Origin of the sequence: Lacticaseibacillus salsurae (assembly GCF_045862175.1) — a bacterium.
Lineage (GTDB): Bacteria > Bacillota > Bacilli > Lactobacillales > Lactobacillaceae > Lacticaseibacillus > Lacticaseibacillus salsurae.
The window spans coordinates 14,137-32,986 of the sequence record NZ_BAAFZI010000017.1; the positions used below are offsets into that span (position 1 = coordinate 14,137).

The following is an 18,850-nucleotide window of genomic DNA, read 5'->3' on the forward strand; positions in this document are numbered from 1 at the left end:
CGGCTTTTTGCGATTTATAAGGTGGTAATTTTCTCAATGGCAGCCAGCTCATCGGCAGTAAAGCTGGTATTTTGTGCGGCTTGTAAATTATCATCCAAATGTGCGGCATTGGTGGTGCCAATGATCACACTAGCGACCACGCGATCGCGCAATAGCCAAGCCAAAGCCAGTTGACTCAAACTTTGCCCGCGGTTTTGGGCGATTTGGTTCAGCGCGTTGAGTTTTTCAACTAACGCGTCTGCACCGACGCTTAACGTCGCTTGATTGGTGTGATGGATCTTAAAGTCTGCCGGCAAGCCGTTTAAATAGCGCTCTGACAACAATCCTTCTGAAAGCGGTCCATATGCCACTAACCCTTGATGATGCTCGCGCAGCACGTTCAATAAGCCGCTAGTTTCCACGTCGCGATTGAACATGTTGTAGCTCATTTGCGACACCACTACTGGCGTTTTTTCGGCTTCAAACAGCGCCAACGCCGCTTGCGTTTGTTCAACGTTATAATTTGAGATCCCGATATAGCGGGCTTTGCCACTTTTCACCACGGCAGCTAAAGCCGACACGGTTTCTTCTAGCGGCACAGATTCATCGAAGCGATGCGCATAGTAGATATCGACATAATCGGTTTGTAATCGGCGCAGTGAGCCATCGATATGCTGTAAGATCGCTTTGCGCGACAAGCCACTGCCAAAAGGCCCGTCGCCGATGGCAAAGCCAACTTTTGTGGCGATCACCAGTTCATCACGGTAATCTTTTAGTTCGCCGGCAAGCACGCGACCTAACAGCGCTTCACTGGAGCCATAAGGGATCCCGTAATGATCGGCGACATCAAAGTGAAATACCCCTTGATCAAACGCATGCAACAATAGCGCTTGGCGTTCTTCAAACGGCGCTTGCGCATCAAAATGTTGCCATAAGCCTAACGACACTGCTGGTAGCCGCAAGCCAGAATCGCCTACTGAGCGGATCGGCAACTGATCATAGCGGGTCGTTTTTGCTTCGTACATACCCATCATCCTTTCTCGATAGGTATATTGTCGCATGTTACCGTTTTCAATGCCAGGTCAAAGCTTGTAAACCAATGACCTAAAAAGTGACCGCAAAAAAGGACCGACAACTGCGGCCCCTTTCGATCACTTAAAATAGTTTTCCAAGAAATGCGCGATGCCATCTTCCGTATTGCGCAAAGTTTGAAAACGTGCGGCTTTGGCCACATCTGGTACGGCATTGCCCATTGCCACCGAGATCCCGGCGGCTTTAAGCATGCCCAGATCATTGAGCCCATCGCCAAAAACGATCGTGCGGCTGGCAGGAATGCCAGTTTTGGCTTGCAGTTCGGCAATGGCCACAGATTTGTCCACGTGTTTAGGGATCAATTCGATATTGGTCGCATCACTGGCAGACAAATGCATGGCATTGCTGGCAGCTAAAGTCATCATCGTGCGCGCCAGCGATTCCGGATCATGCGGGCTAAAAATGATCCCGTTGGTGATCTCGCCAACATGGCCTAATAAGTTTTCCAACGTGTGGACTTGCTTGACGGCAATATGGGCAGTTTCACTAGCAAAACTCATCATCACGTCGATCACTGATTGGCTCGGCGTTTTGGTGTAATACACGGTGTCATCAGTGAAATACACTGCTGGTAGATTTTGGGCGCCAGCGGCTTGTTCCGTCAGCGTCAAGGCATGTTCGCCCATTAAGTGGTGCACGCGCTGCCCATTGAAGTCATACACGGCCCCATTCGACGCAATGATCTCGGCGCGCTGATCGACTTGATCGGCGATCACTTTGGCCAAGTTATACATGCGGCCAGTGGCGGCGTAGAATTCATGGCCGGCATCCAACAATTGTTGCAAAACGGCAATGGTTTTGGCGCTGACGTGTTGATGGTCATAGGCCAATGTCCCATCAATGTCGGAAATGATCAGATACTTGTCCATGTCTCCTGCTATATAAAATGTGGAAGAATGTCTAATGACACTAGTAAAGGATTATATATTTCCTTTCTTAGTTGTACATTCATTATTTCATTTGGTCCCGTTAACACCAGTATTCTTACGTCGGTATACACCTAGCAACATTGACTGGCTCTTGAACCTTTAGGACATAGCCTGCCCCTGAGCATATTGAATCAAGTTTTGTACGGCGTTATCATCGCGTTCAAGCTGAGCTCCGCAACCGTAACAATGAAACTCGTGATGTTTCGTCCCGTGAAGCGCATTACCGGCCAGCGTCAGTTTATCATCGTCTGTTTTCACTAAGGCGCAGCGACTACACCGCTGTGTGCTCGGATAGAACCGATTGACTATCACCAACTGACGTCCGTACCATTGCGTCTTGTCCTTCATCAACAGCTTGAAGCGGCCAAACAACGAGCGATGTAACTTCTTCGCTAGTCGTTTGTTCATCTTCATATGCAAGACATCCAAGTCTTCAATGGCAATCGTACCGTTAGTTTGCACCAGCAGCGTCGTAAACTTTTGCAAGAGGTCATTTTGAATCCGAGTCACTTTCTGGTAAGTCCGCTGTAACTTGGTTCTCGTTACGCGGTAATTGTTAGAACGAAAATGATTTGGATTTGCGTGACGCTTTCGAGCAAGCCGCCGCTGGTACAAGGACACTCGATGGTACAAACTGACCAGTCGCTCGGTCAATACACGAATGGCCGACATTGTTTCGCCTTCGTTATAGACGAATTTACCGATGTTGGCATCAATACCACAAATCCGCTGGTTTTCAGGCAACGGATCAGGCGCTACAACATCGATGCTAAGACAAGCGTAGTAGCCATCTGCTTCTTTGACGATTGAAGCCACTTTAACAGAACCTGACCAGCGGGGCGTTTCAGCCAACCGAATGTCATACCATCGATCACGATAGCCATGCGGTTTATCCAAGCGCAATTTACCATTCACGATGGCTGCTCTGTCTGTTTTGAAGGCTTTGCGGCTACGCTTTTTTGACTTGAAGCGAGGCTTGCGATGATCTGGCATTTCAGGGTTAAAGAAATTTGCCCAGGCTCGGGATAAATCGTGAACCGCCAATTGCAAGATCCGCGCCGAACGGCCATATTGCCAGTCAGCTTTGTTGGCGACCAGTTCATCTCGCACCTTGCGTTCGTTAGGCCGTGCCGTCTTATCTGCCAATACCACTGAGGCATCATACATCGCATTCCAAGTCGCAAGTGCTTGGTTGTAACAATAGCGTCGGTAATCGCAGGCCTGGGCTAATGCCCGTTGCATAGTTGCGTTTGGGTAGCAGCGGATCTTGTGTGTTCTCAACATTTTTTCACCTCATTTCGCTGATAAACAGCATAGCAAATGAAGATGAAATTTCATTGTCAAGACAAGATGAAAACCGCCACCCGGTCTCCATGCATCAGTCAGAAAATTTTCACGAGTTTGTCATCTTGTAGCATTGAGTCGTTCTGCCTTCCACTTGATTACTGCAGAACAACTAATCGCTACAAATTAACACATTGTGCCACATTTTCAACTACTGTTAACTTCCTCCTGAAAAAAAGACGGCTAAGATTCAGCCGTCAGCGTAGGTCTAGCGTCCTTGAGGAATGCTTTGCAGGTCAGATTTGAACCATTCATTCCAAGGCGTTTCGGGTAACCCGTTGTCATTAAACGGCGCGTTGATCGTGTTTAATAATGCGATCAAATTGGCACCGCGTTCGCGCAATAAGCCAGCAGCCAACTCTTCTCTTGAAAATGAGCGGTTGTCCATCAACCAAGCGTTGATATCGGCGATATGCCCAGTAGTATCTGCTTGGGCGATCAGGTCCAAGCCTTCGTTACGGTATTTATCCAAATAAAAATCAATGAAGTCGCTGAGGGCTTTTTGTTGCGCGTCAGCCGTCAGTTCAGAAATCGACTTACTCATAGCATTACGCCATCCTTTCAAATTACTCACTAGTATACGATAGCTAAATTTGCGCCAGTTAGCAAATCTGAATTCAAGGTATTGGCCATTTTTCAGTGAGGTGTCGTGATGAAAAATTTGGCCAAAGCCTTGTGTCAGCGGCCTTGCCTCAAGTCCAGACGACTTTCAGGCAACAAGCTGACGGCCAATTAAATTTTTCACTTGGCATTTCGTCGCTGGGTGATGCGATCAACAAAGATCCCTAAAAGCATCCCCACTAACGCCGGTACCGTCCAGCCTAACCCAGAAGCAAACCCAGGCAACCCTTGCCCAAGTGCCAACAAGCTGGTGCACCAGCCGGCTTTTAAGCCAGTGGCATTCAAGCCATCTAATAACGCTGGGATCGCCGTAAATAACAGCGATAAGTTAAACAACCAGCGGTGTTGGGTAAATTTCACTGACAACAACCCTACCAAGATCAGCACAATGGCAAAAGGATACAACGCCACTAACACTGGCGTTGACACGCTTAACAGCCGATCCAACCCGACATTGGCAAAAAACATCGGGATCAACGTGGCCACTGCGATCACGCCTTGATAAGGCAAACGGGGAAACATTTCTTTGGCGGTATCCCCAAACGCAGTGATCAAGCCGATGGCAGTTTTCAAACAGGCAATGATCACGATCACCGCTAACAGCACATTACCAGCCGTGCCGAAATAGTGATGGGCGACATTACTTAAAATCACCCCACCATTGTCCGCGCGCGCAAACACCCCTAAGGCGTTGCGCCCTAATAATGCCAATAGCGCATAGATCACACCCATCAGCCCTGCCGCCAAAGTCCCCGCCAACACGGTATGTTTGGCAATGGCCGTGGGTTGGGTGATCCCTAGTTGCTTGATGGCATTGACCACGATGATCCCAAAAGCCAACGCCGCTAACGCATCCATCGTCGAGTAACCTGCAGTAAAGCCGCTAGTCATCGCCGCCGTGCGATAAGTCCCAACGGCTGCTTGCCCATGTCCGATCGGTGCCACTACCACAGCGATCAGAAAAACGGCCAACACCACCAAAAATACTGGCGTCAGGACTTTGCCGACATACACCATGATCTTGCTAGGTTTGCGGGCAAACCACCAAGCCGCAACAAAAAAAATCACCGAATAGATCGCCAACACTGGCGCTTGATGCCCTGCGCCGACAAAGCGCGTCAGCCCGATCTCATAAGAAATCGACGCCAAGCGCGGTAACGCAAATAATGGGCCGATACACAAATACAATAAGATGGTAAACCCATAAGCAAACGGCCGATTGGCTTTTTCAGCTAAGCCAAACACCCCATCGACTTTGGTGATCCCGATCGCGGCCACCCCTAACAGCGGCAAGCCGACACCAGAAATCAAAAAGCCGATTACTGCCGGCCATAAGTGGTCACCTGCTTGCTGGCCGACAAATACTGGGAAGATCAAGTTGCCGGCGCCAAAAAATAAGCCAAACAACATGGTGCCAATAAAAATCAGTTCGCGTTGTGTGAGTTTGCGCGATGTCATTTCAATTCCTCTTTTCACTTGTTACTGGCATTGTAGCAAGCAACTCTGACAAGCTTATGAACAATTCATGAGAAACAAAATGGCTGAACGACTTATGTACCTTACACCTGCAAATGGCGATGCTTTAATTTCGGAAACACATGCGTATCGGCAAACCCGATCACCGCTCCTTGTGCCACTAAAGAAACCAACGTACCGATATTGATGGCATAGATCTGCTTGGTCAACGCGACACACAAAATATCGATGGTGATCGGCGGCAGAAACGAAACCGGTTGGGCGATCGCCGCATTGCCATGCAAAAAGCGGAAGCGAATGATCTGCATGAAGTCGTCATTGGGATGCAACACCACATTGATGCGTTGATAAATCGACGTCGCACACCCGATACACATGATTCCGATCAGATCCAACCCGACGCGCAAAGCCAACGGCAAAGCCACTAACGGCGTCATTTTGATCAAAGTGGCAAAACCTGACACCAGAAACGAAAATGGCACCATGTACAAAAAGTTCCCTGCGATCCGCCGCCAGTCAATACGCCTTAACACTGCCGCATTAAACGCCACCACGGCGACGCCTTCTAGCAACAAGATCGTCAGTAGCGACACGTTAAACGCGTGACTTAAATTAACCGCACTCGACGTCCACAGCGCACTGCCGAGGTTCATCGCCACTGTCATGCCATTGCCAAAGCCATTAAGGATCAACGAAAAGCCAAACATGCCAAATAATTGGCCTGAGGATAATTTTTCTACTGAAGCATGCATTTTCTCATCTTCTTACAACGCCAAATAATCCGCTAAATAATCTGCCATCCCAGCGCCTTCATTGTCATAAGCCGTCACCGCGTCTGCGACTTGTAAGATCTCCGGACGGGCATTTTTCATTGCCACGCCAACGCCGGCATAAGCGATCAGATCTAAATCGTTAAGATCATCCCCAAACGCGATCACGTCTGGTTGGGCGATGCCGTAAAGTTTGGCCACATAAGCCACTGCTTGCGATTTGCTAGTATGGCCCGCTGTCACTTCAAGGGCAGTGTGTTCGCCACTCCAAGCCCCCCAAGTTTTCGGGGTAAGCTTGGGAAAATGCTGGTGCACCGCGCGTTGTAAAGCTGCCAAGGTGTGTTCGCGAATAAACATCGTCACGGAGATCGGCGCTTGTTGCAACCCGTTGACGTCAAACAAGTGTTGTGGCGCTGGCAGATCCGGCAAAAATGGCATATCCACATAGCCGTGATCGGCTAACAACAACTGCTTGCCTTCTGCCACCATCAACTCGATGTCAAATTGTTGCTTCAACGCTTTTAACGCCAAAGCTGTTTGCGTGGTTAAGGCGACTTGGTGTTCATGAGCCCAATGTTGATGCGGTTTGTGGATCAACGCCCCATTGAAGTTGATCATCGGGCCGTTCAGTGCCAGTTCATCATAGAAATTTTCTGAGATCGCATCTGGTCGCCCAGTGGTGATCACCACCAAATGTCCTGCCGCTTGCGCCGCTTTAAGCGTTGCGATAGTTTGGGGGCTCAAGGCCCCTGCTTGATTTAACGTGGTGCCATCGAGATCTAAGGCGATCAGCTTTTGATTCATATCCGCCATCCTTACGTCCAAAAATTTACGGCAGTCACCGTGGGTTTATTCTAACGCATTTGCCAAGCTTTTGGCTAACGTAACGGTTACGCCAACAAGCATTCATTGGGATAATGTTCTTTGAGATACGCTTCGATCACGGTTTGCATGCGCGCAACTGAAGGGGACTTTTGGGTGGTAGGGTTCATCACCAAGCACAGTGTCCGCTCAAACGGTTCAGAAAATGGGTACGTGTTGACATCCCCCACTAACTTCTTTAACGCCAATTTCGGCAACACCCCTAAGCCCAAACCGGCTTCGACCATCGACAAAATCGACTGGTCATCCAGCGAATAATGCAGCGAGTTGGTCGACACATTGTAGCGATCCAGCGCCTTTTTGGTGTCGCGGTCGTAATCGGCTTGTTGCAAAATGAAGTTTTGATGCGCCATATCACGATCCGTCATGTAAGTCCCGTTAGCTGGGGTGTAGGCTCGCGGCGTGATGCAATAGATCGGGTCTTTCAACAGCGGAATGGCGATCAATTGCTTGGCCACTGGCATCAACGAAAAGCCGATATCGATGGTACCGACGCGCACTTGTTCAGCAATTTCATTGAAGCTGGCTTGCACCAACGACACGGCGATTTTTGGGTATTGTTTTTTGAAGCGCAGAATGATTTCCGGCAGCCAATTGTTGGACACTGACGAAAAGGCCCCAATGCGAATGCGGCCGGTGTTGATGCCATTGATATTGTCGGCGATCTGCACCAATTGGTCTTCTAAATTTAAGATCGATTGGATCGTCGGTAAAATCGCCGTGCCATCAGGCGTCAACTCCACGCCAGTACGGTTGCGGATAAATAAAGGAAAGCCCAGATCATTTTCCAATTGGGAGACACTGTGAGATACCGCACTTGGGGTGACATTTAACGCTTGTGCAGCTTGCATAAAGGTGCCTTTTTCTACCACCGCACTAAAAACTTCGTAACTGAAATTACTCATGAACTGCCTCCTAGATCCCACTGCCACGCCGTTTTCGACGATACATGAGAAATTCTCATGTAGCTTTGAACAAGTTGAATTTTACTTCATCATAAAATCAACGTAAGCTGAAGTCAAGTTAGTCAAACAGAAAGGAAGATCATCATGGAATTAGCCCAACGCAATTATCAAAATGCCAGTGCCGGATTAGAGGCGCTGTTTGCCGCGTCGACGCCTGAGGTGATCTCCTTTGCTGGCGGCTACCCCGATCGCAAGTTGTTTCCGACCAAACAATTGAATCAAGCTTTCGCCCATAGTTTTTCAAGCGCAGACCCAGAATTATTGCAATACGCTTCGGCATCTGGTTACTTACCTTTGCGCCAAAAGTTGGCGGCGCGCATGCAACAAGACGGCATGTCGGTCACTGACAAAGACGTGCTGTTGACCCAAGGCGCCCAACAAGGCATCGACTTAACGGCGCGCTTGTTGTTGAACGTTGGCGACGGGTTGGTCGTTGAAGGTCCCACTTATGTTGGCGCTTTGGCGGCCTTTGATGCGTATCAACCAACTTATTATCCGGTGGCTGTGGAAGCTGACGGCATGGACTTACACGCGCTACAAAAAGTGTTGATGACCAAGTCCGTCAAGTTGATCTACACCATTCCTGATTTCCAAAACCCGACTGGCACTGTGATGTCGTTAGCTAAACGCCAAGCATTGATCGCTTTGGCCAATCAATATGACGTGATGATCTTAGAAGACGGGCCTTATCGCGACTTGCGTTATAGCGGCTCAAACTTACCGACGTTACAAAGCTTGGATACCCAAGGCCGCGTGATTTTTCTCGGCAGTTTCTCCAAGATCTTAGCGCCGAGCTTGCGCTTAGGTTGGCTGGTGGCACAACCGGAATTATTGCATCACCTCACTGCCTTAAAAGGCGGCGTGGATGTGGAATCCAGCAACTTGATGATGCATGGGATCAATGCCTATTTGGAACAAAACGACCTTAACGCGCATATCCAACAAATTCGCGCTTGTTATGTCGAAAAGAAAAACTTGATGGTCCACACCTTGCGACAACATTTGCCAGCTGGCTGCACCATCAATGATCCTGACGGCGGCTTCTTCTTGTGGCTGCAGCTACCTGAAGGCTTTGACGCGGAAGCCTTTATGAATGACACCTTGATGCCACAAGCTAATGTCTCCTTTGTGCCTGCCAGCGTAATGGTGCCAGGCAATGGCATGATCAACGGGGCGCGGTTGAACTTCACTGGCCCCACGTTGGCTCAGATCAAAACCGGCGCCTTGGCATTATGCGACGCGTTGACGCAAGCCTTAGCGCAACCGCAACGCCTTCAACATTAAGCAAAAGCCCTTCACGAATTTCCTCTCGTGAAGGGCTTTTTTGATGCTTACTTCAGCACGCGAACGCCGAAGCTTGGGTAGAAGTAGCGCGTGATCGTGGCGATCTTAACCGTTTCGCCTGGTTCTGGGGCAGTGATGTATTGGTTATTGCCAATATACAGCGCATCGTGATACGTGCTGCCGTTACTGCTCCAAAATAAAATGTCCCCAGGTTTTAAACTGGACAAGCTGACGCGGGTGCCAGCATTTTGTTGACTGCCAGTGTAGCCGCCGATATTGATGCCAGCTGCATGCAAGAAGACATAATACATCAAACCAGAACAATCGAAGCTGTTCGGCCCTTTGCCACCCCAAACATACGGCTTGCCGAGCTCAGTTTTAGCCAAAGCGATCACTGCGGCGATCTTAGCTGACGCTGAGCTATTCGTTGGCGTAGATGGGGCAGTTGACGTCCCAGTAGCGGCGCCGGTATAAGGAACCGCGCCGGCTGAAGCGACCCAGCGATTGGCGCCAAGCTGATACCAAGTGTAGCCATTAGCCGTTGCTGTGGCCGTGTAGCTATAAATCGAACCGGCCTTCAAGCTACCATTGACGCTGTAGCCAGTGCCAGCACCTGAGCGCTGGTTGGACGCATATTTGATCTGCACTTTGCCGCTGGCAGCATTTGGTGTTGAAGGTTGCGTCGACGTTGACGCACTGCCGGCATATGGGGCAGCCCCAGCAGAAGCGACCCACTTGTTGGTGCCGATCTGGTACCACGTATAGCCATTGGCCTTGGCCGTAGCCGTGTATGTATAAACGGCGCCAACACGTAAGCTACCGTTGACACTGTAGCCAGTGCCGGCACCAGAACGTTGATTGGATGCATATTTGATCTGCACTTTGCCGCTAGCAGCAGTGCCGGTGTTGCTTGCGGTTGCGCCTGCAGTGGTTGATGCCCCGGCCGAGGCGACCCAGCGGTTAGTGCCGATTTGATACCACGTGTAGCCGTTAGCCGTGGCAGTTTTGCTATAAGCGAGTACGGAACCCACGCTTAAGCCGCCAACGATCCGTGCAGACGTGGTTGGCGTTTGGCGAATGTTAGATGAATAATTGATCTTCACATAACTGGCTGCGGACACTTTGTTGCTATGCCCTGAGGCGAGTAACACCCCGGCAAATACGGCAGTACTGGCAAGTAAGGATGTGGAAAGCTTGCTGGTTTTCAATGTTGTTCCCCCGAATAATTTCATTTTTAATAACATATATGGTCAATTCAACGTCAAAAACGTAACGTTTGACTTCTTTGAGTGTACCTTCATTGTGTTACGGCAAGATGACTAAAACTAAACAATCGTAAAACATCCTTAAGCCCTTTGAGGTTTTTTTAAAAGTTGAAAGATAACATTTTTTACAAATGAAGCGAATGCTAAATAACACCACAAAAAAACGAGCCGCAAAATTGCGACTCGTTGGATCTGGTTTAACGATGGATGTAAGTGAAGTTGCCAGCGCCAGAAACCGTTTGGGTGTTTGGACCAGCTGGGTTAGAAAAGCCCATGCCGCCTTGTTGAACGGTGATTGTGTTGCCACTAACGCCAACAACATAAGCCACATGACCATAACCCGCAGCGGCAGTCCAGCCGCCAAAGTTTTGCCCACCGGCAACGACGACGATCGAGCCGACACTTGGCGTATGGTTGACTGTGAAGCCTTGTGCTGCGGCACTAGCGCCCCATTGGCCGCCATTGCCCCAGTAGTTGCCAGCCCAAGGTGCCACTGACTTCACATACCAAGTGCATTGACCCCAAGCGTAAGTGTTACCGGCAGAATTCGTCGCCGTCCGGTTGCCTGCAGGCGTTGCACTAGCAGCGTTGGTGTAAGTCGATGCCGTATTCGTGCGAGTTTGCGTCGTCGTTGTGCTAGTCGCACTGGCTGAGCGCGTCGTCGTACTTGGTGTGCTAGTGGTAGCCGCAGCACTGCCAGTGTATGGTTGCGCGCCGGCGACCCATTGGTTGGTGCCAACTTGATACCACGTGTAGCCATCAGCAACTGTGGTGGCCGTGTAGTTGCGGATCGTGCCAGCTGGTAAGCTACCAGTGACAGTCGCGGAAGTATCGGCACTGCTCCGTAAGTTAGAGGCAACGGTCGTTTGCACTTTGCCACTAGCCGCAGTCACTGTTGGCGTGGTGGTCGTTGCGGCCGCTTTTGGTGCCGGCGTTACAGCGGCAGGCGTCGCACTGGCCGTGGTCGTGGCACTAGGCGTAGCGGTAGCGGCAGGCGTGGTCGTTTGAGCAGACGCAGTGGTAGTAGGTGTTGCGGGTTGAACGCTTGCTTGTGTGGCGGTGCGGGTCACACCAGTTTCAGTGACCCCAGCAGAAGCGACCCAAGCGTTTTTGCCGACTTTGTACCACGTGTAGCCGCCTGCTTGAACCGTTTGCGTAAAGTTCAGCTTTTGGCCAGGGTAGTAACCGCCAGCGATCTTATTGCTGGTAGATGGGCCCACGCGCTTATTGGACGCGTCAGTCACGGTCACTTGGCCACCAGTGACTTTGGCGCCGGCAGAAGCGACCCATTGGTTATCGCCGATTTCATACCAGGTGTAGCCACTAGCAGTCGCGGTTTTGTCATAGCTGTAAGTATCGCCAACTTTTAAACCGCCGATGATCTTGGCATCAGTGCCGGCATTTTGGCGTAGGTTCGATGAATAGTCGACGCGCAATTTGCTATCGGCAGAAACTTGATGGGATTGGCCTTGTTGTGCGACAAGCAACCCAGCAAAGACGGCAGTACTGGTTAATAAAGATGCAGTTAATTTACTAATTTTCACGATATTCCTCCTGGCATGGTACCCGATAAAATTTCGCTTTCGCTTCATAAAATCACAAAAGCTTCAACATTTGATAACTAGAGTCTACCAGCCAAGTTTTACGTGAACGTTACTAGACGGGAACATTTCCAACACAGGTGATTAATTTAATAACAAAGCGTCGATTTTAAATGAACACTTGTGCCAAATTAAAAAACAAAAAAACAACGCGCTTCTGCCAGTCAAGCTGACGAAACACGTTGTCGATGACGTTAACCTAAGTATCCGATCACCATCGCGATCACCAAAATGATCAATACGATAGTCGTGATCCAAGTGTATAAGCGGTCTTTTTCTTTGATAAACGCATAGATCGATACCACGACTCGCAATACCGGCGTCAAGATCAGCAAAAAGATCCCCAGCATCATAATGGCGTAAGCTTTAAACTGCAGCACCCCTTGCAAAATGGTGCCAGGCGCATGCGGATGCACGCCAGCGGGATAACCGCTAGTGCCGCTGATCAACAGATCCAAGATCCCCACAATGATCACAAACGCCGCGATCAACACGCCGATCTGCATGATCTTGCCGATAATGGCTTCGATGTCGTCGATTTCTTTTTTCATTTCTGGCGTCATCAGATGGTCACCCCAAATCCTTTAAGTAGCATTTGCAAGCCCATATAGCCGATCACAGGAATAAAGATCATCCGCAAGACTTTGGTCGGCAGCAGTTGCATGATGCGCGTGCCGATCGTCGCCCCAACTAAGATCCCGATGGCCAAAGGTGCGGCGATTTGCGGCTGTAAAGCGCCGTTAAAAAAGTACACCGTGGCACTGGCTGCGGCAGTGACCCCCATCATTAAGTTAGACGTGGCTGTAGAAGGCTTCAGCGGCATTTGCATGATCGTATCCATGGCCAACACCTTAAATGCCCCAGAGCCGATTCCAAGCAATCCAGACGCTAATCCGGCGCCAAACATCATCGCAAAGCCGCCAGGAACATTGGTGACTTTGTAATCGACTTCTTTGCCACTGGCTTTATCATAGTAAGTCCCGTTCAACCGCAATTTTTCAGCAGCAGGATCAGGCACTGGGTCGCGTTGGGCATCTTTTTTGCCAATGAGCTTGCGCACCATATTATACGTTGAAAAAATCAACAAGGCGCCAAACAAGAAATACAGCACTTGGCTAGACACCAAGCCGGTGACCACCGCGCCAAGCACGGCGCCAACTGTGGTGGCGATCTCCAAAAACATGGCCACGCGCAAGTTCAGCATTTCATCTTTGAGATACGCGATCGTGGCGCCTGAGCTGGTGGCGATCACGGCAATGATCGACGCGGCAATGGCGTATTGGATCGGCAAACCAAGGATCAAGGTGATCACTGGGGTCACAATGATCCCACCGCCTAAGCCAAGCAATGCGCCTAAAATGCCAGCCATCAGCCCAACGCCAATAAAAATCAAGGCTTGGGTGATCATGCTTTCGTCTCCTTTTTGGCTGCCGGCTTACGAGTCGTTTTACGCGTGGTGGTTTTTTTCGCTGCAGTTTTGCGGGTCGCAGTTTTACGCTTCGTGGTGGCTTTTTTCGTCGTGGTGCGGCGGGTAGCTGGCTTTTTTTCGACTGGTTCCGGCGCTGGCCGCAGTTGGTTTTCGGCGATCTCGTCAAGTTTTTGCATGCCTGCCGCGACGATCGCCGCTTGTTGGGCCGCTTTTTGTTGCGTGTATTGTTCTAATGTCGCCACTTCATCGATGCGCAAGCCAGAGGCGTTGACGTGTTCGGCGATGACGATCAAATACAGCTTCAGCGGCACTTGTTCTTCAGGTTCTAAAAAGTTGATAATTTTCTTGGCATCGGCAAAAGGCAAGTTCACGATCCCGGTTTCTAAGCGAATGATCGTCGGTTCGGCACTGGTGATCGTCAATTGCGCTTGGATCAACTTGCCTTGCGCAATCGCGTCATCGACTGCCGCAAACACAGGTGCTAGTGCAGAATCGAGCCCTTTTTTGGCTGTTTCTGGGGTAACATCTTGATTGAAGGTGGTGTAGTTGCCGTCCATAATGGCGTCTTGGAAGGCTTTGGTGTTGATTTCCATTTTGGGATCCCCTTTTTTCAGAAATTCATGACAAGGCCAACTATAGCGATTTTTCTAACAAGGTTCAACTTTTTTGCAAACTCTTCTATACTAGTAGAGATTCAACTGTTGCCGATAACTGGCAACGACTATTGTCATACGACCCGAAAATCTGCGGGCTGCGAGAGATCGGCATCACTGCGGAAAACTGGCCAAGTTGCCGTGCGGCCGGCTTCAGAAATCGGCAAAAAGCGCCGATGTTCTTACGCCTAAGTTTTGAACCAGCACAAACCACTGTTTCAAAACTTGCCGGTGAAAGCCGCGGATACCGCCAAAGTTCGGCGTCATCCTTGATTTCACTGTCACGGCAATTGGCCAGTTTTCCTTCGTGACGCCGATCTCCCTTCGCCCACAAATTTTCTCGAATGGCCACAGCTACTCATATTCAAGTTTTCAGGGTCTACTATTGCTCAAGGTATTAAGCTAAACACATTGCCGCCTAAATCATGGCATTTGGCACCGAAACGGAAGGTCTGAGTTTAAGACGAGCGCCAAACAAAATTCCCTACCTGCTTTTTGCCGCCGCCCCAGATTTTTCGGATTGGTCAAAGTAACCGATCGATCAAGTTCTTGCTAGTAGGCAATGCCTACTAGCCCCATTGCCGAATCGTCGCACGAAGGTCGTTTGAATTTGAGGCGGCTAGCCGGAGTCTCAAATTCAAACGACCGACACCAACACCTTAAGGAGGTGAGCACTTGGCCACCAACCGTATCGGCGTGCGTGAATTCGTGGAATTCACGGTACGCACAGGAGATCTCAATCCTGTCACCACCAATTCGAATAACACGGCGCTGATCGGCGCCAAGATCCACCGCCGCTTACAATCAGCGTATGACGACACCTATGAAAAAGAAGTTTATATGAAGCATACCGTCACCGTAAACGACCAAGAATATGTCATCGATGGCCGCGCTGACGGGGTGCAAACCACAACCAAAGGCGTCGTGGTTGAAGAAATCAAAACATCAGCGCGGTCATGGGATCAACTGCCGCAAAACACCAAAGACCGTTACTGGGCACAAGCGCGCGTTTACGGCCACTTTTTGTGTCAAGAACGCGACTTGGACAAGATCACGTTGGACTTGGTGTATTACCAAACCTCCAACGACGCGGTCACCCGATTTTCTGAGGTGCAAACTGCCGAAGCGCTTAGTGACGAATTTGACGACTTATTAGCAGAATTTGGCGATTGGCTAAAGTTGCGCAGTGACATCATTAAAGTGCGCGACACCAGCATTGAAACCTTGGACTTTCCGTTTCCGGCTTATCGCAAAGGCCAACGTGAACTCGCCGCGGCAGCTTATCGCACCATTGCCGCGTCGACACGCTTATTTGTCGAAGCGCCGACTGGCACGGGGAAAACGATTTCCACGCTGTTTCCCACCATCAAAGCCATGGGCGCTGGGTTGATCCAACGTTGCTTTTACTTGACGGCTAAACAATCGACCCGCCATGTCGCTGAGTCGGCCATGGCACTGTTAGAAACGCACGGTTTGGTGGCCAAAAGTATCACCTTGACGGCCAAAGATACGATCACGTTTGATGACGAGCCAGACGACCCGGCGCAAAATCCTTATATGTTAGGCTATTATGATCGCCTCAAGCCCGCGTTGAAAGATATGTTGGCCAATGAAAATGCCATCACCAAAAAAACTGTCGAATTATATGCGCGCAAACATCGCTTGGATCCTTTTGAATTTTCTTTGGATGCCAGCTTGTTTTGTGATGTCATTATTTGCGACTATAACTATCTGTTCGATCCGGCAGTATTTTTGCAGCGCTTTTTTGCTGAACCTGATGACGCGAATTTCTTTTTGATCGACGAAGCCCACAACTTGGTATCGCGGGCGCGCGATATGTATTCTGCAGAAATCACTGATACAGCCTTCACCCAGCTAAAAGTGGCGCTAGCCCCGTTTAAAGGCGCTGGGTTGCCGGCGATCAAAGGCAATATCACCAAGTTGATCACCGCTTTTGACGTGGTGCGCTTGAGCATGGACGGCCAGCGTGAAGTGTTTCGCGCCGATCCAGTCGAAGCGTTTGTTGAAGCACTAGACCGCTTGAGCCAAAGCATTCACGAATGGCTGACTGGTGAATTGCGCACTGATCAACAAGCAGTCGTCGATCTCCTGTTGCCAGTATACTTTGTGTGCTTGGGCTTTTTGCGGATTTATGATTTTTACAACGACTGTTTTGAAACCAAGCTGACAGACGATGGTCAAAGCTTGACGATCAAAGAAATGTGCTTGGACCCCAGCGAATTCATCAGCGCCAGCTTGGACAAAGGTCGCGGGGCGGTGCTGTTTTCTGCGACACTTTCGCCTTTGCCTTATTATCAAGACGTGCTTGGTGGCGCCGAAAACTCGCTGGCTTATCGCTTGGCGTCGCCTTTTGACCCCAAACATCAAGCAGTGATCGTCACGGGCAACATTCAAACCACCTACAAACAGCGCCAACAAAGCTTGCCGGAAGTGATCGCCAGCTTAACGGTGATGTGCGGGGCGCAACCGGGACATTATTTGGTTTTTTTGCCGTCTTACGCGTATTTGACCCAAGTCGCTGAAGCCTTTGAATCGGCTAACCCGGAAATGACGGTGATCAAACAAAGCGGCGCCATGGACGCGGAAGCCCGCGCGCAGTTTCTGGATCATTTTCGCGAAGATCCGGACCCTTTGATCGGCTTTGCGGTACTGGGTGGGATCTTTAGTGAAGGCATCGATTTAAAAGGTGCCCAGCTGATCGGCGTGGCGATCGTTTCTGTCGGCTTGCCAGGGCTTAATTCTGAAACCGACCGCTTGAAAGCTTACTTTGATCGCGTCAATGGCAACGGCTTTGCTTATGCCTATCAGTTGCCAGGCTTCAACAATGTCTTGCAAGCTGGTGGCCGCGTGATCCGCGGCACCCATGACCGCGGGGTGATCTTATTGTTGGATGCTAGATTTTGTCGGCCGGATTATGCCCAGTTGTTTCCGCCGCATTGGGCGCACGCATCAGTTAGCTACAGCTTGGAGCAGCTAGCTGGGCAATTAACGGCCTTTTGGGCCACAGAAAAGGAAGACTCATGAAAACCCCTTTAACGCTAGATCTAGAAAAAACGCTTTATGCGTATTGGGAAGAACAAGGCGCCACGGCTGTTGAAGAAGTCACGATGCCAGATGACGCTGGTATCGTAGACACGCTGGTACGGCAAAATGACGGCATTTGGCGCTGTTTTGAGCTGAAAGTCACCAAAGCCGACTTTCACTCCAATGCCAAGCTATCGTTTATCGGCAACTACAATTACTTTGTGTTCCCAGCCACGCTTTACCCCAAACTTAAAGCTGAGATCCCAGCGCATATTGGCGTGATGACTTATCGGGCCTTTGACCCCAAAGCTATCGCCCAAAGCGTCGAACCGCCGCTGGCACCAGGAGCCTTGACGATCGTTAAACCGGCGCGCTATCAAGATCTACAAGTCGATGATGCGGCGTTGACTGACCGCTTTATCGCTAGCTTGGATCGTGAAGTCAACAAAGCCAAGCGGCTCAAACGCGGGTTAGGCGCCTTTTCCAACGAGCAATTACTGAGCGAGTTGCGCAAACGCTCAGCCGATTATCAAGTCTATGACCCAGACGAGAACTTGTATGATCAATTCGTCGACAAACTTCATAACGACACCATCGACGCCTTACAAGCAGAAGTTGATGCGCTGACGTCGGAATTGGCTGAATACAAACTGGCGGCAGACCAATGAACTATTATCCAATCATTCGCGGCCGGCAATACGACTTATTGGCGTTAAAAACCCTGGCTAAAACGTTAAGTCCTCAGATCATTCCGATCATCGAACCAGTCAAAGATATTCCAGCATTGTTAGGCGTGGTCAAGGCGTTTGCCCAAGCTGGTCATCCGCTATATGTCATTGCCAATCCCCAAGTGGGCCAATACGGCTTATTGCAAAAGCCTAAACATGCGCTGCCTGATCCTTTGCCTGACCCGATCACCACAGCGCGCTATTTTGATGTGTTGCCAGCCAAGCTGGTGATCGCGTCGACTTTTGGCCAAGTCGACTTACTAAAACCGACGCAACTAGCTGTGGTGCCAAATACCGCACGGGCGCGCGCGCTGAAGCTGCCGCAGGCGGTTTATTTAGAAGACCATTACCCCATCCGCAGCCGCACGGAAGACTATTATCAGGTGCAACAAGAATTCTACCAGTATTCACGCAAGCAACTGCCAGGCGTCGGGTTTGCCGATTACCCGCTTAGTACGCATCATTTTGATGAGCATGGTTATCCTCAGCGTGCCATTGCCTTGCACTTGTCGTTTCAAGATCACCGTCAGCTTTGGGTGCGACATTTCGTTTCCGTCAACAATGCTGATTTTCAAGACCCTGGCGCCAAATTTTTTGAAGCGCGCGCCAGTTTGAAACCATGGCTTTCGATGCATCCAGATGCCAACACTGATGCCACTGACGCATTGCTGGCATTGGATCATTTCCCCGGGTTAGGCACTGTACGCAAGCTGGAGTTGATGCATTGGTTAACGATCATGGGCCGATTTTTGGCCTAACGCAAAAAAAGAGCCGAACGCGATGTTCG

17 protein-coding genes are annotated in these 18,850 nt (G+C 50.0%); 4 read left to right on the plus strand and 13 right to left on the minus strand.

Annotated elements, in window-relative coordinates; translation table 11 throughout:
* Positions 1-14: 14 nt before the first annotated feature.
* From ACKTSG_RS06815 to ACKTSG_RS06850, 8 genes are all read right to left on the minus strand, one after another.
* Complete coding sequence (locus tag ACKTSG_RS06815) at positions 15-1,004, minus strand: aldo/keto reductase (protein ID WP_407893224.1); 990 nt, start codon at positions 1,002-1,004, stop codon at positions 15-17.
* 126 nt (positions 1,005-1,130) lie between these two features.
* The gene (locus ACKTSG_RS06820; protein ID WP_407893226.1) at positions 1,131-1,940 is read right to left on the minus strand and encodes an HAD family hydrolase; all 810 of its coding nucleotides are present in this window, start codon (positions 1,938-1,940) and stop codon (positions 1,131-1,133) included.
* Positions 1,941-2,099: 159 nt separating this feature from the next.
* Entirely contained in the window at positions 2,100-3,284 is a 1,185-nt protein-coding gene (locus tag ACKTSG_RS06825) for an RNA-guided endonuclease InsQ/TnpB family protein (protein WP_407893228.1), read from the minus strand.
* Positions 3,285-3,552: 268 nt separating this feature from the next.
* Complete coding sequence (locus ACKTSG_RS06830) at positions 3,553-3,888, minus strand: hypothetical protein (RefSeq protein WP_407893230.1); 336 nt, start codon at positions 3,886-3,888, stop codon at positions 3,553-3,555.
* 197 nt (positions 3,889-4,085) lie between these two features.
* The gene (brnQ, locus tag ACKTSG_RS06835) at positions 4,086-5,423 is read right to left on the minus strand and encodes a branched-chain amino acid transport system II carrier protein (protein ID WP_407893232.1); all 1,338 of its coding nucleotides are present in this window, start codon (positions 5,421-5,423) and stop codon (positions 4,086-4,088) included.
* A 101-nt stretch (positions 5,424-5,524) separates the two neighbouring features.
* Positions 5,525-6,193 carry a DUF6198 family protein gene (locus ACKTSG_RS06840; protein ID WP_407893233.1) on the minus strand — a complete coding sequence of 223 codons (669 nt, stop codon included), beginning with the start codon at positions 6,191-6,193 and terminating at the stop codon, positions 5,525-5,527.
* Between the two features lie 12 nt (positions 6,194-6,205).
* Positions 6,206-7,015: a Cof-type HAD-IIB family hydrolase gene (locus ACKTSG_RS06845; RefSeq protein ID WP_407893235.1), complete on the minus strand. Its 810-nt coding sequence runs from the start codon at positions 7,013-7,015 to the stop codon at positions 6,206-6,208.
* An 86-nt stretch (positions 7,016-7,101) separates the two neighbouring features.
* The gene (locus ACKTSG_RS06850) at positions 7,102-7,998 is read right to left on the minus strand and encodes a LysR family transcriptional regulator (protein WP_407893237.1); all 897 of its coding nucleotides are present in this window, start codon (positions 7,996-7,998) and stop codon (positions 7,102-7,104) included.
* Between the two features lie 144 nt (positions 7,999-8,142).
* Here ACKTSG_RS06850 and ACKTSG_RS06855 point away from each other — a divergent pair, with 144 nt between their 5' ends.
* Positions 8,143-9,342 carry an aminotransferase-like domain-containing protein gene (locus tag ACKTSG_RS06855; RefSeq protein WP_407893239.1) on the plus strand — a complete coding sequence of 400 codons (1,200 nt, stop codon included), beginning with the start codon at positions 8,143-8,145 and terminating at the stop codon, positions 9,340-9,342.
* A gap of 47 nt (positions 9,343-9,389) precedes the next feature.
* Here the strand turns inward: ACKTSG_RS06855 and ACKTSG_RS06860 are convergent, their stop codons facing one another.
* From ACKTSG_RS06860 to ACKTSG_RS06880, 5 genes are all read right to left on the minus strand, one after another.
* Positions 9,390-10,550 carry a C40 family peptidase gene (locus ACKTSG_RS06860; RefSeq protein WP_407893241.1) on the minus strand — a complete coding sequence of 387 codons (1,161 nt, stop codon included), beginning with the start codon at positions 10,548-10,550 and terminating at the stop codon, positions 9,390-9,392.
* A gap of 254 nt (positions 10,551-10,804) precedes the next feature.
* Complete coding sequence (locus ACKTSG_RS06865; protein WP_407893243.1) at positions 10,805-12,151, minus strand: CHAP domain-containing protein; 1,347 nt, start codon at positions 12,149-12,151, stop codon at positions 10,805-10,807.
* A gap of 251 nt (positions 12,152-12,402) precedes the next feature.
* Complete coding sequence (locus tag ACKTSG_RS06870; protein ID WP_407893245.1) at positions 12,403-12,771, minus strand: DUF1634 domain-containing protein; 369 nt, start codon at positions 12,769-12,771, stop codon at positions 12,403-12,405.
* A complete protein-coding gene (locus ACKTSG_RS06875) occupies positions 12,771-13,616 on the minus strand; it encodes a sulfite exporter TauE/SafE family protein (protein WP_407893247.1) in 846 nt (281 codons plus the stop codon). The genes ACKTSG_RS06870 and ACKTSG_RS06875 overlap by 1 nt, the downstream gene beginning before the upstream one ends.
* Positions 13,613-14,230 (minus strand): hypothetical protein, encoded by a 618-nt coding sequence (locus ACKTSG_RS06880; RefSeq protein WP_407893249.1) that lies wholly within the window; start codon positions 14,228-14,230, stop codon positions 13,613-13,615. Before ACKTSG_RS06880 ends, ACKTSG_RS06875 begins: the two co-directional genes overlap by 4 nt.
* Positions 14,231-14,965: 735 nt before the next feature.
* On the opposite strand from ACKTSG_RS06880, the gene ACKTSG_RS06885 reads away from it, so the two are divergent.
* The 3 genes from ACKTSG_RS06885 to ACKTSG_RS06895 are packed head-to-tail and all read left to right on the plus strand — an operon-like array spanning position 14,966 to position 18,821.
* The gene (locus ACKTSG_RS06885) at positions 14,966-17,335 is read left to right on the plus strand and encodes an ATP-dependent DNA helicase (protein ID WP_407893250.1); all 2,370 of its coding nucleotides are present in this window, start codon (positions 14,966-14,968) and stop codon (positions 17,333-17,335) included.
* On the plus strand, positions 17,332-18,003 hold the full coding sequence (locus ACKTSG_RS06890) for a hypothetical protein (RefSeq protein WP_407893252.1): 672 nt from the start codon (positions 17,332-17,334) through the stop codon (positions 18,001-18,003). The genes ACKTSG_RS06885 and ACKTSG_RS06890 overlap by 4 nt, the downstream gene beginning before the upstream one ends.
* Entirely contained in the window at positions 18,000-18,821 is an 822-nt protein-coding gene (locus ACKTSG_RS06895; protein WP_407893254.1) for a sce7725 family protein, read from the plus strand. Before ACKTSG_RS06890 ends, ACKTSG_RS06895 begins: the two co-directional genes overlap by 4 nt.
* The last annotated feature ends 29 nt before the right edge of the window (positions 18,822-18,850 follow it).